We start from the raw sequence: 15403 nt of genomic DNA on the forward strand, positions 1-15403 counted from the left end.
GGAACTTGAATCATGTCCTCCGCTGTTACCCATTTCGCCCATGGCTTCATCACGCCGCTGCTGGCGTACGTGATGTCGTGCATGGGGTCGATGCTCGGACTGCGGCTGACCGCTCAGGCCCACGCCTCACGGGGCGGCGCGCGGGTGAGATGGCTGCTCGGCGCGGCCGTCTCCATCGGCGGCACCGGCATCTGGGTCATGCACTTCATCGCCATGATGGGCTTCCAGGTCGAAGGCACCCAGATTCGCTACGACGTCCCGCTGACGGCCGTGTCCGCGCTGGTGGCCGTCGTGGTGGTCGGCACCGGCCTGTTCCTGGTCTCCTACGGCGGCGGCCGCCTGCTCGCGCTGCTCGGCGGCGGCCTGCTGACCGGCCTCGGCGTGGCGAGCATGCACTACCTCGGCATGTACGCGATGAACATGTCGGCGCACGTCTCCTACGACCGCACGATCGTGGCCGCCTCCGTGGTCATCGCCGTGGTCGCCGCCACCACCGCCCTCTGGTTCACCCTGCGGGTCAAGCGCCCGATCTGGATCACCCTCGCCGCCCTCGTCATGGGCGTGGCCGTCGCCGGCATGCACTACACGGGCATGTTCGCGATGGAGGTCACGGTCGACCACGAGGCGGGCGTCGTGGCGGGCGCCGACGCGCTGGACTTCCTGGTGCCCCTGATGACCGTGATCAGCCTCATCACGCTGACCATGCTGCTGATGGTCATCCTGTCGCCGTCGGAGGAGGAACTGCACGAGGACGCCCAGCTGGTGGCCCGGCTGGAGCGGCGCCGCCGCACCTCCGCGCAGCCGATCACCGCGACGCCGGTGGCGCAGTCGTCGTTCGCCGCGCCCGCCGAGCGGCGGCCCGCCCAGCAGCCGGTCTTCGCGGCGCCGGTCCCCGGCGCGCACCACGCCGCGCACCAGGCGGCGCAGCACCCCGCCGCACAGCACCCTGGCGCGCAGCAGCCGTATCCGGGTGCGAACGGCCGGCAGCCGCCCTACCCGCCGGAGGCCGCCACGGCGCAGGACCGGCTTCCGGGCCAGTCGCGGGGCGGCAGGTCGCGGCGCGGCCGATGACCGTGCCGACGACCGCACGACAACTGCAACCGACGATCGCACTGACGACCGCGCTGACAACTGCGCCGACGACTGCGCCGACGACGACTGCGCTGACGACCAGGGCGGTGACCGCCGTCCTGTGACGGGCCGCGGCCGCGGCGGGCTCGCCGTCCACGGGCATACGACAGGGGCGTGCCGGAGATGGGGTTCTCCGGCACGCCCCTGTGTTCTGACCACGTCCTGGGTGCGGCTCGCGGCGCGTGGTGGGCCGCCGACTCTGCGCGGTGCGGGCCGTACCCGTCGGACGAGGTCGTGGCGGTGACCCCGCTGGACAGAACGTACGGCCCGCCGCTTGCAAGCCGCTTTCACTCAGCCGAAGAAGACCTCCGCCTCGGCGTAGCGGGAGTCGGGCACGGTCTTGAGCTCGGCCGTCGCCTCGCCCAGGCCGACGCGGACGATGTCGGTGCCGCGCAGCGCCACCATCGTGCCGAAGTCGCCCTCGTGCGCGGCGTCGATCGCCTGCAGGCCGAACCTGGTGGCGAGCACCCTGTCGTACGCGGAGGGCGTGCCGCCGCGCTGGATGTGGCCGAGCACGGTGGTGCGGGCCTCCTTGCCGGTGCGCTTCTCGATCTCCCTGGCCAGCACCTCGCCGATGCCGCCGAGCCGGACGTGGCCGAACGCGTCGAGCTCGCCCGCCTGGAGCGCCATCTGGCCCTCGATCGGGTGGGCGCCCTCGGCGACCACGATGATCGGCGAGTAGCGGGTGCGGAAGCGTGACTCGACGTACTCGCAGACGCGGTCGATGTCGAACGGCTTCTCCGGGATGAGGATGACGTTGGCCCCGCCCGCCATGCCGGCGTGCAGCGCGATCCATCCGGCGTGCCGGCCCATGACCTCGCAGATCAGCGCCCGGTGGTGGGACTCGGCGGTCGTGTGGAGCCGGTCGATGGCCTCCACGGCGATGTTGACGGCCGTGTCGAAGCCGAAGGTGTAGTCGGTGCCCGACAGGTCGTTGTCGATGGTCTTGGGCACGCCCACCACATGGACACCACGGTCGTAGAGCTGCTTGGCGACGCCCAGGGTGTCCTCGCCGCCGATGGCGATCAGGGCGTCGACGCCGGTGGCCGCGAGGTTCTCCTTGATCCTTTCGACACCACCGTCGATCTTCATGGGGTTGGTGCGCGACGAGCCGAGGATCGTGCCGCCGCGCGGCAGGATGCCCCGTACGGCCTGGATGTCGAGCGGCATGGTGTCGCCTTCGAGCGGCCCTCGCCACCCGTCGCGGAAACCGACGAACTCGTGACCGTAGACGCCGACTCCCTTCCGCACGACAGCCCTGATCACGGCGTTGAGACCGGGGCAGTCGCCGCCCCCGGTCAGCACTCCAATACGCATGACGGGTTCCTCCCGATGAGCTTCAGGACCAGAATCGCATTGTGCCCGCCCGGCAGGCGAGTGGTCTAGACCAAATCGTGAGCTTGACCTCCTCCCCGGTCTGAAGGCCGGGGATTCTTCCCATCGCACCACTTACGCGGCGCGTGGGGGTTGACGCTTCGCAGACCGGGCAGTCCCGAGGTCTCCACGTCCTGACACCGCTGGTCCAGCGGCGTTGCCGATGTTGATGGCAGCGTTGATGTCGGCGTGGCCGACCCACCCGCACGTGGGGCTGGTGCACGCGAACACGGTCCCGGCACGGGCTGCCGGGTCGCGGTGCCCGCACCGATGGCAGGTCTGTGACGTGCCAGGCGCGGGAACCCTCACCACCTGACCACCCCGATCGCGGGTCTTGTACTCCAACAGGGTGACGGTCCGGCCCCAGGCCTGTCCGGCGATCGCCCGGTTCAATCCGGCTTTCTGAGCGACGTTCCTGCCGGGTGCTTCGATGGTGCCTTTCGCAGAGGCGAGCATGTTGGTGATCTTCAGGTCTTCCACCGCGATCATGCCGAAGGCATCGGCGAGGTGCGTGGTGATCTGATGCTGCCAGTCGGTGGCCCGGCGCTTGGCTTTCGCGCGCAGTCCCGCGATCTGGTCGTAGGTGTGGCTTTCCCGGTGGGAAGGGCGGGTCTTCTTCGGCCGGGTCGCGCGTTGGCGGGCGCTGGTCTTCTCCAGGCGGCGCAAACGCTCCCGTTCGCCGCTGGTGAGCCAGGGGCCGTGTTCACGTGTAGTGCCGTCCGACAGGGCCAGGGCGACGTTGACACCCCGGTCGATTCCCACGCTCGGGCCCGGGTGCGGAGCGGGGGCCGTGACCTGAGTTTCGGTGCGGAACACCAGGTGCCAGCCGTTGGCCTCCTTGACCAGTCGTGCCCCCGTGATCCTCCCGGTGGGAGAGTTCTTCCCGATGCCGGGAAGGTCCTTGGTCCACCGGAACGTGATCCTTCCGATCATCGGGATGGTGGCCGCGCCCCACCCGGCCGACAGGCGGCAGATCCGCATGTTCCGGACCTGCGGCACGTCAACCGCCAGTCGTGCCCGTTTCGTCGATTTGAACGTTGGCCGCTCGGCGGGGTGGTCAGGGTTGAAGAAGTTCTCCCACGCTTGGCGGTAGGTCTTCAGAACCGCCTGGGCGGCCTGAGCGGGGAGCGCAGCCAGGAACGGCAAGTCGGCGCGTGCTTGGCGGATCGCCTGATCGGCCTGGGCCAGGCTCGGGCGCCGACCGGGGAAATGCGTCCAGTAGGCGTGCAGGCAGTTCCACACGGTGATCGCGGCGGACGCCTGCTCGTCCAGCAGCGTGGACTGGGCGCGGGACAGGTCCAGGCGGGTTTTGTGCCCACGCCGCCGCTTGACCACCTCCTGCCCGCCCATGACCGCCATCATGCCTGATCCTGAATTGGGTTATGGCCGAATACAGCGATATCAGGACCGGCAGACACTGTGTTCTCCTGCTTCACGCCCATCTGGTTGTGACGAAGTTCCTCCTGGTCAACTTCCCGCCCACGGTCGCCCTGTCGAAACTGGTCAACAGCCTCAAAGGCGTCTCCTCGCGGCGGATGCGCCAGGAGTTTCCCGAGCTGGCCGCCCACTACTACCGGGCCAGCAAGCTATGGTCGGGCTCGTACTTCGCCGGGAGCGTCGGCGGCGCACCGCTCTCGATCGTGCGCCAGTACATCGAGCAGCAGAACCGGCCGGTCTGACCGTGGTGACCCCGGTCCGCCTGGCGGCGAATCGACTGTTCCTGCCCCGCTCCGCGGGAGAGTCCGCTTCACCCCCGGCCCGAAGGCCGGAGCACTACAGACGAATCCGGTAGCGAGCCGAACGCCGGTACGGCAGGCGAATCGCGCCCCTGCCGTCATGTGGCTCCCTGAGTTGAGTGTCACCCACATCCATCGCGTCCAGGACCTCGGCACCCCTCCCCCAGCGGCTGTTGCCAGGGCCGACCGTCACCGGCGAAGAGCTGCTTGAGGCTACTGTCACCATGATCGATCAGCGGGTTCGGCGGACAGGCAGGGGCGCGGAGCCAGGTAGGGGCAGAGGCACACGATGTCGTGTGCCGCTTCCCCGGGAGCGACGATCAGGTGCTGCGCCCGGGAAAAGGGAGTCGTCATGGGAAACGTGCTGGTGACCGGCGCGACCGGGGGGATCGGAACGGCGCTGGTCAGCGCGCTCGTTGCGGCCGGGCATCGGGTGATTGCCGTGGGGCGTGACGTCGGGCGGCTGAGCGTGCGGGGGATCGAGGCGGATCTGGCCGAACCAGGGACGCTGGCCACCGCCGTGAGGGCACTGGAGGATGCGGGGGATCTTGGGGATGTGCAGGCGCTGGTGCACTGCGCGGGAATCTCGCCCGTCGAAGCCGTCGCCGAGGCCGGCCCCGAGACGTGGCGGCGGACGATGGCCGTGAACGTGGCCTCCGCCGCCGAGCTGGTGCGGCTGACACTGCCCGCGTTGCGGCGGTCCAAGGGCCATGTGATCTTCGTCAACGCCTCCCCCGGAATGACCGGTGTCCCCCGCTGGTCGGCGTTCGTCGCCAGCAAGGCGGCGCTGCGGGAGTTGGCCGATTCACTGCGTGAGGAGGAGGCTGCCCAGGGGATACGCGTCACCACGGTCTATCCCGCAGCGACGGCGACCGACCTGCTGGGTGAGGTCAGGAGCGCCTTCGGGCGCCCGTACGATCCCGGGGCGTGCATCCAGCCGCGGACGCTGGCGGCGATGATCGTCTGGGTGCTGAGCGCGCCGGCGGACGCCTACGCCTGCGAGCTGTCCGTACTGCCGTCGCCGCGCTGAGCCTCTTGCCCGTCGGCACCGAGCACGTGTTGCCGGCCGTGCTCGCGCTGGCGAGAGCGGCGACGCGGCGGCCCCGCGGCTCCCGGACCCCGCCGCCGCGCTCAAGAGGCTGGGCGTGACCGGGCAGGCGGCCGAGCGGGAGATCGCCCGAGCCCGTGACGGACGGCGGGGCCCTGGGCGAAGCGGGTGAGCAGGTTGCGGGTGGCGCGGCGGGTGAAGGCGGCGGCGGCTCCGGTGACTCCGTGACCGCACCGCCGGCCGCGCATCCCGCACACCCAGCGCGTCGTCCCCGCGGCGAACACTCCGGCCCCGCTTGGCGCGGTGTAGTACGTGGTGGTGCCCTCGCTCGCCCGGCCTCCGCAGTCGACGGGCGAGCGGGCAAGCACCTGGACGGCCGACGGCGATCGCGGTGACACCCGGTCGGTCTCGACGCCCGCCAACCCCGGGAAGCGCCTGCCGCGCGTGCCCTCGAAGATCCAGTGTCCGGGCCTGCGCACCATGTAGGCGGCCTCGGCCGGATAGCAGTCGAATCCCTGCCCGACCAGCGCGCTCTCCGGCTCGGACGCCTGCCAGGGCAGGCACCGGTTCTCCTTGTCACACATGATCATCCGGCCGTACAGGGCGATCCGCCAGAAGACGGCGCCGGCGCCGAGGAAGGCCAGATTCACGCCGCGGTCCCGGGCACGGGTCAGCGCCGCCCGCATGCCGGGCGAGTAGTACTCGTCGTGGCCCGGCGACACGACGGCGCGGGCCCCGTCCAGCGCGCCGGGCCGCAGGTCGAGGCTCGTCAGGTACGCCAGCGGCACGCCGCTGCGCTCGGCCACCGCGATGGCGTCGCGCTCGAAGGCCAGGAAGTGCCGGGCACCCGTCCCGTCGTACGGGCGGTCGAAGGTGATCTTGCGTGACCGGCCGGCGAACCCGCCGGGCCCCTGGTAGAGGCTCCGCCCACCCCAGCCGTTGTACGCCTGCCAGGTGGTGACGGCGTTGACCAGCACCACCCGGCCACGGGTCGAGGCCGAGCGGACGGTGACGGGGACGTACCGCTGGGCCCCGGTCGAGGCGTCCAGCCGCACCAGGTAGGCGCCCTCGGGCCAGCCGGTGGTGTCGACCGTGACGGAGGGCTTCCAGTGGGCGGCGGTCACCATGTCCTCGACCAGCTGCGCGGGCGGCTGCCGCACCCCGGGCAGCGGGCCGGAGCGCCACACCTGCGTGGGCCGCGCACCCATCCGGAAGGCGCGCGCGGTGAACGCGGGCGCGGTCGTGGAGACCAGCAGCCGGAACCGCTCGCCCGGCAGCACGCTGACGCGGTCGGCGTAGCCCTCGATCTCGTGCTCGGCGCCGAGGCGGGTGATCCGCCACGACGCCCGCGCCCCTGGCTCGCGTACCGGAACCGCCGCACCGGAAGCGGCCGCTCGGGGGCCGGGCCGTCCGACGGGCGTGGCCTCCGCCCGAGGTGACGCCGCCGCCGGGGGTGACGCGGCCGCTCGGGCGCCGACCGCTCCAACTGGCGCGACGGCCTCCCGGGGCCACGGGGCCGCCCAGGGCGACGCGACCGCGTGGGGTGCGGCGACCGCGTGGGGTGCGGCGGCGCCGCAGCCGAGGGCGAGCAGGGCGAGGGCGGCGATGGGCTTGCGCACGGGGCCCATCGAAGACGACCGCGCCCGCCCGGCGCGCCCGCTTGGCCCACACCTGACGCGCCCCTTGCCCACCCTTACCGGACCACGACCGCCCCGCGCACCGAACCGGCGTTGCCCGGCCCTACCGGACCACAACCGCCCATCGCACCGAACCGGCGTTGCCCCGCCTTACCGGACCACAACCGCCCATCGCACCGAACCGGCGTTGCCCCGCCTTACCGGACCACAACCGCCCATCGCACCGAACCGGCGTTGCCCCGCCTTACCGGACCACAACCGCCCATCGCACCGAACCGGCGTTGCCCCGCCTTACCGGACCACAACCGCCCATCGCACCGAACCGGCGTTGCCCCGCCTTACCGGACCATGACCGCCCGGCTCGCGCCGGACCGTCCCGCCCCTACCGGATGAGGACGCAGGCCGGGCTCTCCACCTCGTACGCCTGTCCGGTCGGGGCCGGCACCCCCGCCTCCAGCGCGAACACGGCGACCGTCCCCGAGTGCTGGTTGGCCACATACATGAACTCGCCACCGATCGCGAAGTGGCGCGGCCACCGGCCGCCCGAGGGGACCTCGGCCACGTGCGTGAGGTCGTCGGCCCGCAGCACCGAGACGGTGTCGGGCCCCCGGTTGCCCACGTACAGCAGCCCGCCGGCGAGGTCGAGGTGGGAGGGCTGGTTGGGGCCATCGGCTCGCGAGGCGGGGGCCGAGGCGGTGCGGTCGTCACCCTCCAGGACGTGCACGGCGCCGTCCAGCTCGCCCACCACGTACAGGCGCGAGTCGTCGACGACCATGTGGCGCGGCCCGGTGCCCGGCGGCAGGGTGATCGGTTCGAGCGGCGTGCCGTCGAGCGCGTAGCGGCGGATCTCGTCGGTGCCGAGGTCGGTGACGTGCAGCACGTCCTCGTGGAAGACGGCCTGGTGCGCGTGCGAGCACTCCTGGCGGTCGGCGACCGGACCCGTCCCCTCGTGGCGCAGCACGATCGGCTCGCCGGTGAAGGCCCCTCGCGGGTCGAGGTGGTGCACGCTGGCCGTGCCGTCACCGTAGTTGGCCACGGCGAGCAGCTCGCCCGACGGGTGCACGGCCACGTGGCAGGGGCTGTGACCCTCGCTGGAGCGCTCGGCGAGCGGCCGCAGCCCGCCCTCGGCGATGGACAGCGCCGTGAGCCAGCCGCGGGCCAGCTCCCCGACGGCGTACAGCACCGGGAGCGTGGGGTGGGCGGCCAGGAACGACGGGGAGGCGAGACGGGTCAGCTCGCCGCCGGGCGTGACGATGCCCGGGCCGTACCCGCCGATGTAGAGGTTCACAGCATCGGTCCTCTCATGGTTGACTAAAGCAATGAATTCATTGACCAAAGCAAGGGTCTCTGAGATCAGAGCGTTCAACCGGTTCTATACGAAGGTCATCGGGGTTCTCCAGGCAGGCGTGCACGACTCGCCCTACTCGCTGACGGAGGCGAGGGTGCTGTTCGAGCTGGCGCACGCCGAGCCGATGGAGACGGGCGAACTGCGCGGCCTGCTCGACCTGGACGCGGGCTACCTCAGCAGGATCCTCACCCGGTTCGAGGCGGACGGCCTCATCGTCCGCGAGCGCTCGGCCGCCGACGCGCGCAAGCAGGTGGTACGGCTGAGCGAGGCGGGTGTGACCGTGTTCCGCGCGCTGGACGCCCGCTCGGCCGAGCAGGTCGAGCGGCTGCTCGCCGGGCTGGGCGAGGGCGGGCAGGAGCGGCTGGTGGCCGGGATGGCCGCCATCAGGCAGGCCCTGGGCGAGCCCGGGCGGCCGGAGCCGTACGTGATCCGGGCGCCGCGCACCGGTGACCTCGCCTGGGTCGCCTACCGGCACGCCGAGCTCTACAACCGCGACTACGGCTGGGGCACGGAGTTCGAGCAACTCGTGTGCAGGATCGTGGGCGGGCTGGACCTGTCGCGCGACCGGGGCTGGATCGCGGAGGCGGGCGGCGAGCGGGTCGGCAGCGTGTTCTGCGAGCACGGCGACGGCGTCACGGCGAAGCTGCGGCTGCTGCTGGTCGAGCCGTCCGCCCGAGGACTGGGCCTGGGACGGCGGCTCGTCGAGGAGTGCGTGCGCCACGCGAAGGACACCGGCCATCGGCGGATCACGTTGTGGACCCGCGACTGCCTGGTGAGCGCGCGGCGCATCTACGCGGGCGCCGGGTTCGCGCTGGAGTCCGGGGAGAAGGGGACGGAGAACGGAATCGAGGTGATCGACGAGATGTGGACGCTCGACCTGTGACGGCCGCGCGGCCCGTCCCCTGATGGCGGGGCCACCAGTTGCTCCGGCGGCGCTCGCCGGACCTGGACCCGGCGCGGGCGCTCACCCAGGGCACGATGACGGTGGCCACGGCCAAAGCCGTCATGCCGCTGGTCTCCACCGCCCCGCCGGACCGCCCCGCCGAACGGCCCCGCCGAACTGGTGGCCGAGCTCAAGACCCTGCTGCTGCGTCATCTCACCCGAGCCGGGGGCGGGTCACGGACGGAAGGGGCCCGCGACCTCGAAGGTGTGGCCGTCGGAGGGGTCGCCGGCCGTGCCGAGCTGCGAGGAGAAGTAGAGCCGGCTCCCGTCGGGCGAGAACGCCGGTCCCTTGAGCGCCGACCGGTCGTGACCGTCGAGGGCCAGGAAGGGCGTGATCGTCCGGTCGGGCGTGATGACGTCGATCCGCATCGCGTCCCTGGCCACGTACAGGTCGCCGGACGGGCTCGCGGTGATGGCGCGCACCCCGTCGCAGACCCGTTCGAGGGTGGAGGTCTGCGCGTCGTAGGCCCACAGGCCGCTGTCGCCCTTGGTGGTGAAGTAGCAGACGCCGTCGGCGAAGTGGCAGCCCTCGCCGCCGTCGAAGTGGCGGGCGTCGTCGACCTGGTGGCGGGCGGCGTGCAGCAGCGCGGCGGGCGAGGGCACCGGGCGCCAGCGGCCGGACTCGCACAGCACCTCCAGGACGCCCTCGGTCAGGTCGCCCCAGTCACCTGGCCGGAACCGGTAGAAGCAGCCGTCGGCCTCGCCCTCGGTCAGGTAGACGACCTGCCGGTCGGGGTCGCAGGCGGCCGCCTCGTGCCGGAAGCGGCCCATGGCCAGCCGGGGGCGGGCGGCCCGCCGGCCGTACGGGTCGCACTCGAAGACGCGCCCACGATGGCCCAGCTCGCACGACAGCCAGGTGTGCCACGGCGTCGCGCCGCCCGCGCGGTTGAGGTCGGTGCCGGACAGGATGCGGTAGGCGTCGGCGACCGAGCCGTCGGCGCCGAACCTGAGCGCGGAGGCCCCGCCGAGCAACGGCAGCTCGGAGTTGGAGACGTAGATCCAGCCCGCGCCGTCGGGGAAGCACGCGCCGCCGTCGGGTGCGGCGTGCCAGGTCAACCCGGCCACCTTGTGGCCGGAGCGCGCCACCACCCGGCCGGCGAAGCCCGCGGGCAGGGCCAGGCCGTCGGAGCCCGCCGGCTCCAGCGGGCCGTACGGGCCCACCGCCCCCTGCCACAGCGGGCCCGCGCGGAGGAGAGTCTTGTGGGACATGTCAGGCGCCTCCCTCTGGTGCCACGCTAGTCGACCGCACCGACGTGAATGGGAGGGATCCGGAACGTCGAACACCGCGCGAACCCGGGACCACCAGACACCCGCAATCCCCCATTCCGCGACACTTCCCCCTGGGCGTCCGGTCACGCGTTCCCCCACGGACATCCCGGGCATGCGGGAGCCCGGGGCCCCCGGGGCTCCCGGGCTCGGGCGGGGTCAGCGCTGGGCCTGGAACATCCAGCGCTCCTTGTCGATGTCCTGGGCGATGCGGACGAACAGGTCCTGGGTGGACTTGTCCGGCTCCTCCGTGGCCTCGATCCGCTCGCGCATCCGCCGGCCGACTCCCTCGAGGATGTCGGTCATGGTCGCCACGACCTTGCCGTCCTCGATCCACCCGCTTTCAGGCTGGGCGATCTTGGTGGAGCGGCCGAGCGTGGCGGAGCGGCCGTCGGGGTTGATGCCGAGCGCCGCCGCCCGTTCGGCGATGGTGTCGGCGTGCTCCCGGGCGAGCGAGACGAGCTCGTCCAGTTGGAGATGGATCGGCCGGAAGTTGTGGCCGACGATGTTCCAGTGCATCTGCTTCGCGACCAGCGACAGATCGATGAGATCGACCAGGGCGCCCTGCAGGGCCTCGGCGACCGTGTTCTTCGCGTCGCCCGAGAGCGGACCGGTGATCGTACCCATGATGTTTTCCTCCCCGTTGTACGACATCTCATCTCTTATGAGCGAAATCGGGTGCTTTAATCCTCTGTTGACACTGCAATAGTGACAGTGTCACTGTGAGGGTATGAGCGAGACCTGGACCATCGGCGAGCTGGCGGAGCGCGCGGCCGGCCTGCTGCGCACCGACGCCCAGCGCGGCAACGGCCGGGTGCGCGACGTGCCGGGCGAGCGCCTGATCAGGTGGTATACGACGATCGGCCTGGTGGACCCGCCGCTGTCCAGACGCGGCAGGATCGCCCGGTACGGCAGGCGGCACCTGCTGCAGCTCGTGGCGGTCAAGCGCCTGCAGGCCACGGGCCACTCGATCGCGGACATCCAGGCGGCCCTCGCGGGTGCCACCGACACGATGCTGGAGGCGTTCGCCGAAACGCTCGACGGTTCCGGCCGCGACGGTTCCGGTGGCGGCGGTTCCGGTGGCGACGCTGGGGGCCGCGAGACCGCGGGCCGCGGCGACGGTGAAGCGGCACCGGAGCAGGCACGCTTCTGGGCGCGCGCTCCGCTCGATCACCTCACCGGCGCGGACCGTACGGCACCTGACCGTCCGGTGCGAGACAGCGCGGCAGGAGACCGTGCGGCGACAGACCGTGCGGCGGGTGAGACGGTGACGGCGGGCGAGGGCCCGGCCACGGGCGGTCCGGTGGCCGGGACCCCGCCCGGCCCGGTCACGGGCGTGCGGATCGCGCCCGGCGTGACGCTCGTGCTCGACCGCGCGGGCCGTACCCCCACTCCAGACGACGTCCATGCGGTGCTGGCCGCGGCGGAGCCGCTGCTGGCGGTGCTCGAAGAGAGGAATCTCGCATGAAGATCACTTCACTCGAGCCGGCTCGGTGCCTGCCGGTTCCGGACGCCGGATTCGGCGCACTGCGGACCGAGCGGGGCAACCTGCCGCTCGAGAGCGTGGACGTGGCCGCCTCCGTCTCCGGGCTCATCGCCGGGGTGGAGGTCACGCAGGGCTTCCGCAACCCGTTCGACGTCACGCTGGAGGCCACCTACGTCTTCCCGCTGCCCGACCGCGCGGCGGTCACGGCGTTCCGGATGGAGGCGGGCGGCCGGGTGGTCGAGGGCGTGCTCAAGGAGCGCGGCCAGGCCAGGGCCGACTACGACCAGGCGCTGCGCGAGGGCCGGCGGGCGGCGATCGCCGAGGAGGACCGGCCGGACGTGTTCACCATCAGGGTGGGCAACATCCTGCCCGGCGAGCGCGTCACGGTCCGGCTGTCCCTGAGTCAGCCGCTGCCGTACGAGGACGGGGCCGCGACGTTCCGCTTCCCGCTGGTCGTCGCCCCCCGCTACGTGCCGGGCGTCCCCCTCGACGGGCCGCCGGCGGGCGACGGCGTCGCGCCCGACACGGACGCGGTGCCCGACGCGTCGCGGATCGCGCCGCCGGTGCTGCTGCCCGGCTTCCCCGACCCGGTGCGCCTGTCGCTGTCGGCACGGATCGACGCGGCCGGGCTCGACCTGCGCGAGCTGGCGTCCAGCCTGCACGTGGTCGAGGAGGAGGGCGACACCGTACGGCTGCGTCCCGGTGAGCGGCTCGACCGCGACTTCATCCTGCGGCTGGCGTTCGAGGCGTCCACGGCGTTGCAGCTCGACAGGGCGGGCACGTTCGCGCTGACCGTCATGCCGCCGCCGGTGCGTGAGGCGCGCACGCCGCGCGACCTGGTGCTCCTGCTGGACCGGTCGGGCAGCATGGGCGGCTGGAAGATGGTCGCCGCCCGCCGCGCCGCGGCCCGCATCGTCGACACGCTCGCCTCGGACGACCGGTTCGCGGTGCTGACGTTCGACTCGGTAGTGGAGCAGGCGTTCGAGGGGATGGTGGAGGCGTCCGACCGCAACCGCTACCGGGCCGTCGAACACCTAGCCCGGGTGGACGCCCGGGGCGGCACCGAGCTGCTGGAGCCGCTGCGCCAGGCGGTGTCGCTGCTGGGCGGCGCCGGTTCCGGGGACCGCGAGCGGATCGTGGTGCTCGTCACCGACGGCCAGGTGGCCAACGAGGACCAGATCCTGGAGCAGGCGGGCGGCGCGCTGTCGGCCATGCGGGTCCACGCGGTCGGCATCGACCGGGCGGTGAACGCCGGGTTCCTGGGGCGCCTGGCCGGGCTGGGCGCCGGGCGGTGCGAGCTGGTGGAGTCGGAGGACCGGCTGGACGCGGCCATGGACCAGATCCACCGCCGCATCGGCGCGCCCCTGGTGACGGACCTGTCGCTCAAGGGCCTCGACGTGGAGCGGGGCACGCTCACCCACCTGGGCTCGATCTTCCCGGGGGTGCCGTTGCGGGTGTACGGCCGCCTCCGGGGCGCCGACACCGGGGCCGAGACGGCGACCGGCACAGGGACAGGCACGGGGACAGGCACAGTGACAGGCACGGAGACAGGCACGGTGACGGTGCGCGGGCTGGCGGCGGGGGCTCCGTGGGAGGAGCAGGTCGCCGCGACGGTCGTGGACAACCCGGCGATCCGCGCCGTATGGGCGCGTGCGCACCTGCGCGAGCTGGAGGACCGTTACGCGATGGGCGAGCGGGAACTGGAGGCGGAGATCGTCCGGGTCTCGCTGGAGTACGGAGTGCTGTGCCGGTTCACGGCGTACGTGGCGGTGGACACCAGCCAGGTCGCCGAGGGCGGGCCGGAGCACCGGGTCATCCAGCCGGTCGAGCCGCCGAGCGGGTGGGAGATGCCGTCGCCGCCCCCGGCGATGCCGGGCTTCATGGGGCAGGCGGCGGTGATGTCGGCACCACGCGCGTTCCGGGCCGCGGCGGCCCCCGCCTTCGAGTCCGCGCTCGACGAGACTCCCTTCGCGAGCGGCCCCCAAAGCACGCCCGCCGCCCCCGCCGGTGCGCCGGGCGGTGCGGGTCCCGGCGGTGCCGGGGGCTGGACGCAGCGGGGGCGGACGTTCGGCAGGCCCATGCCGGCTCCCGCCCGCCGGTCGCCGCACGGCCTGGAGGCCATCCGGCCCCAGCTCGTGGCGGAGCTCGACCGGCTGAAGGCGCCGCGGGCGGCCGACCCGCTCTTCCTCGCCGACCTGGGCTCCCGGCTGGCTGCGCTGTCGGCGTACCTGGGCGGTCACGCCGAGCTGTCCGACCTGGCCCGAGCGCTGGAGACCGCCGAGCAGCCGGGCACGGACCTGGAGGCGCTGCGCGGGCGCGCCGTCGAGGTCCTGACCGCGCTCACCGGCGGCGGCCCGGCCCCGGAGCAGCGCCGCCCCTTCTGGAAGCGCGGCTGAACCACCGGCCCCTTCCCGTCCCGGCCGGGGCGGGAAGGGGCCGGCTGGTCGCACCGCTCGCTGTGTCATCCGGGCCGGGCAGGTGGGTCGTAGCTGTGGGGTGGGGCCCATAGTCTGGGGCCGTGAGCACTCTTGTCCTGGACGGCGGCCTGGCCACCCATCTCGAAGCGCTCGGCGCCGATCTGAGCGACGAGCTGTGGTCCGCACGGCTCCTGCTGGAGGACCCCGACCTGATCCGCCGCGTCCACGCCGACTACTTCGCGGCCGGGGCCCAGGTGGCCACGACCGCCAGCTACCAGGCGTCCCTGCCCGGGTTCGTCCGGCGTGGGCTGGACGTGGCGCAGGCCGAGCGCCTCATCAGGCGTTCGGTCGAGCTGGCCGCGCAGGCACGGGACGAGGCGGGCGGCGGGCTGGTGGCCGCCTCGGTCGGCCCGTACGGCGCCTACCTGGCCAACGGTGCCGAGTACACCGGCGACTACGACCTCGACGAGGAGGGTCTGCTGGCCTGGCACCGGCCCCGCTGGGAGATCCTCGCCTCCTCCGGCGCCGACCTGCTGGCCTGCGAGACGATCCCCTCCTACCCGGAGGCGCGGGCGCTGGGCCGGTTGCTGCGCGAGACGCCCTCGGTCAAGGCGTGGGTGAGCTTCTCCTGCCGCGACGGGGAGCACCTCAACGACGGCACGCCGATCCGCGAGGCCGCCGCGCTGTTCGCGAGCGACGCGCAGGTGGTGGCCGTGGGCGTCAACTGCACCGCGCCACGGCACGTCCCGTCCCTGCTCGCCGCCCTCTCCGGCGGGCTGCCCGTCGTCGTCTACCCCAACTCGGGCGAGACGTGGGACGCCGGGCGTCGCCGGTGGCTGGGGCTGGCCGATCCGGCCGAGTACGGGCAGGCGGCCAAGGAGTGGGAGCGGGCGGGCGCCTCGCTGATCGGCGGCTGCTGCCGCACCACGCCCGACCACGTCAAGCAGATCCGGGCCCACCTGGCCTGAGCCCCGCTGCCCGGCCGGCACGCGTCGCCGCGGAGGTGCCGTCCACGCA

At 72.8% G+C, this 15403-nt stretch carries 13 protein-coding genes; 7 read left to right on the plus strand and 6 right to left on the minus strand.

Annotated features, from left to right (window positions below; translation table 11 throughout):
* Nucleotides 1-12: 12 nt before the first annotated feature.
* Complete coding sequence (locus tag FHU36_RS03000) at nt 13-1071, plus strand: MHYT domain-containing protein (RefSeq protein ID WP_246501928.1); 1059 nt, start codon at nt 13-15, stop codon at nt 1069-1071.
* Nucleotides 1072-1422: 351 nt separating this feature from the next.
* Here FHU36_RS03000 and FHU36_RS03005 read toward each other — a convergent pair whose 3' ends face one another.
* Nucleotides 1423-2448 carry a 6-phosphofructokinase gene (locus tag FHU36_RS03005; protein WP_185082275.1) on the minus strand — a complete coding sequence of 342 codons (1026 nt, stop codon included), beginning with the start codon at nt 2446-2448 and terminating at the stop codon, nt 1423-1425.
* A 132-nt stretch (nt 2449-2580) separates the two neighbouring features.
* On the minus strand, nt 2581-3867 hold the full coding sequence (locus FHU36_RS03010; protein ID WP_246501930.1) for an RNA-guided endonuclease InsQ/TnpB family protein: 1287 nt from the start codon (nt 3865-3867) through the stop codon (nt 2581-2583).
* Nucleotides 3868-3887: 20 nt separating this feature from the next.
* On the opposite strand from FHU36_RS03010, the gene tnpA reads away from it, so the two are divergent.
* Together tnpA and FHU36_RS03020 are read left to right on the plus strand one after the other, a co-directional pair.
* On the plus strand, nt 3888-4184 hold the full coding sequence (tnpA, locus tag FHU36_RS03015) for an IS200/IS605 family transposase (RefSeq protein ID WP_185082276.1): 297 nt from the start codon (nt 3888-3890) through the stop codon (nt 4182-4184).
* A gap of 409 nt (nt 4185-4593) precedes the next feature.
* Nucleotides 4594-5271, plus strand: a complete 678-nt coding sequence (locus FHU36_RS03020; RefSeq protein ID WP_185082277.1) for an SDR family NAD(P)-dependent oxidoreductase — start codon at nt 4594-4596, stop codon at nt 5269-5271.
* Nucleotides 5272-5372: 101 nt separating this feature from the next.
* Here the strand turns inward: FHU36_RS03020 and FHU36_RS03025 are convergent, their stop codons facing one another.
* Both FHU36_RS03025 and FHU36_RS03030 read right to left on the minus strand, forming a co-directional pair.
* Nucleotides 5373-6908 (minus strand): N,N-dimethylformamidase beta subunit family domain-containing protein, encoded by a 1536-nt coding sequence (locus FHU36_RS03025; protein WP_185082278.1) that lies wholly within the window; start codon nt 6906-6908, stop codon nt 5373-5375.
* 400 nt (nt 6909-7308) lie between these two features.
* Nucleotides 7309-8214 (minus strand): lactonase family protein, encoded by a 906-nt coding sequence (locus FHU36_RS03030; RefSeq protein ID WP_185082279.1) that lies wholly within the window; start codon nt 8212-8214, stop codon nt 7309-7311.
* A 118-nt stretch (nt 8215-8332) separates the two neighbouring features.
* Here FHU36_RS03030 and FHU36_RS03035 point away from each other — a divergent pair, with 118 nt between their 5' ends.
* Entirely contained in the window at nt 8333-9157 is an 825-nt protein-coding gene (locus FHU36_RS03035) for a bifunctional helix-turn-helix transcriptional regulator/GNAT family N-acetyltransferase (RefSeq protein WP_312891412.1), read from the plus strand.
* Nucleotides 9158-9391: 234 nt separating this feature from the next.
* On the opposite strand, the gene FHU36_RS03040 is transcribed toward FHU36_RS03035, so the two are convergent.
* Together FHU36_RS03040 and FHU36_RS03045 are read right to left on the minus strand one after the other, a co-directional pair.
* A complete protein-coding gene (locus tag FHU36_RS03040) occupies nt 9392-10426 on the minus strand; it encodes an alkaline phosphatase PhoX (RefSeq protein ID WP_185082281.1) in 1035 nt (344 codons plus the stop codon).
* Nucleotides 10427-10642: 216 nt separating this feature from the next.
* On the minus strand, nt 10643-11110 hold the full coding sequence (locus FHU36_RS03045) for a Dps family protein (protein ID WP_185082282.1): 468 nt from the start codon (nt 11108-11110) through the stop codon (nt 10643-10645).
* Nucleotides 11111-11213: 103 nt separating this feature from the next.
* Here FHU36_RS03045 and FHU36_RS03050 point away from each other — a divergent pair, with 103 nt between their 5' ends.
* The 3 genes from FHU36_RS03050 (at nt 11214) to mmuM (ending at nt 15354) form a co-directional block, all read left to right on the plus strand.
* Complete coding sequence (locus tag FHU36_RS03050; RefSeq protein ID WP_185082283.1) at nt 11214-11951, plus strand: helix-turn-helix domain-containing protein; 738 nt, start codon at nt 11214-11216, stop codon at nt 11949-11951.
* A complete protein-coding gene (locus FHU36_RS03055) occupies nt 11948-14365 on the plus strand; it encodes a VIT domain-containing protein (RefSeq protein WP_185082284.1) in 2418 nt (805 codons plus the stop codon). Before FHU36_RS03050 ends, FHU36_RS03055 begins: the two co-directional genes overlap by 4 nt.
* 122 nt (nt 14366-14487) lie before the next feature.
* Entirely contained in the window at nt 14488-15354 is an 867-nt protein-coding gene (gene mmuM, locus FHU36_RS03060) for a homocysteine S-methyltransferase (RefSeq protein WP_185082285.1), read from the plus strand.
* Nucleotides 15355-15403: the final 49 nt, after the last annotated feature.

It is taken from the genome of Nonomuraea muscovyensis (assembly GCF_014207745.1).
Classification (GTDB): Bacteria; Actinomycetota; Actinomycetes; order Streptosporangiales; family Streptosporangiaceae; genus Nonomuraea; species Nonomuraea muscovyensis.

What these genes read in the sequence shown, in the direction of transcription:
- FHU36_RS03050 (WP_185082283.1), top strand. Translation starts at nt 11,214, where the DNA reads ATGAGCGAGACCTGGACCATCGGCGAGCTGGCGGAGCGCGCGGCCGGC.
- FHU36_RS03045 (WP_185082282.1), bottom strand. Translation starts at nt 11,110, where the DNA reads ATGGGTACGATCACCGGTCCGCTCTCGGGCGACGCGAAGAACACGGTC.
- FHU36_RS03055 (WP_185082284.1), top strand. Translation starts at nt 11,948, where the DNA reads ATGAAGATCACTTCACTCGAGCCGGCTCGGTGCCTGCCGGTTCCGGAC.
- FHU36_RS03020 (WP_185082277.1), top strand. Translation starts at nt 4,594, where the DNA reads ATGGGAAACGTGCTGGTGACCGGCGCGACCGGGGGGATCGGAACGGCG.
- FHU36_RS03005 (WP_185082275.1), bottom strand. Translation starts at nt 2,448, where the DNA reads ATGCGTATTGGAGTGCTGACCGGGGGCGGCGACTGCCCCGGTCTCAAC.
- FHU36_RS03040 (WP_185082281.1), bottom strand. Translation starts at nt 10,426, where the DNA reads ATGTCCCACAAGACTCTCCTCCGCGCGGGCCCGCTGTGGCAGGGGGCG.
- FHU36_RS03000 (WP_246501928.1), top strand. Translation starts at nt 13, where the DNA reads ATGTCCTCCGCTGTTACCCATTTCGCCCATGGCTTCATCACGCCGCTG.
- FHU36_RS03010 (WP_246501930.1), bottom strand. Translation starts at nt 3,867, where the DNA reads ATGATGGCGGTCATGGGCGGGCAGGAGGTGGTCAAGCGGCGGCGTGGG.
- tnpA (WP_185082276.1), top strand. Translation starts at nt 3,888, where the DNA reads ATGGCCGAATACAGCGATATCAGGACCGGCAGACACTGTGTTCTCCTG.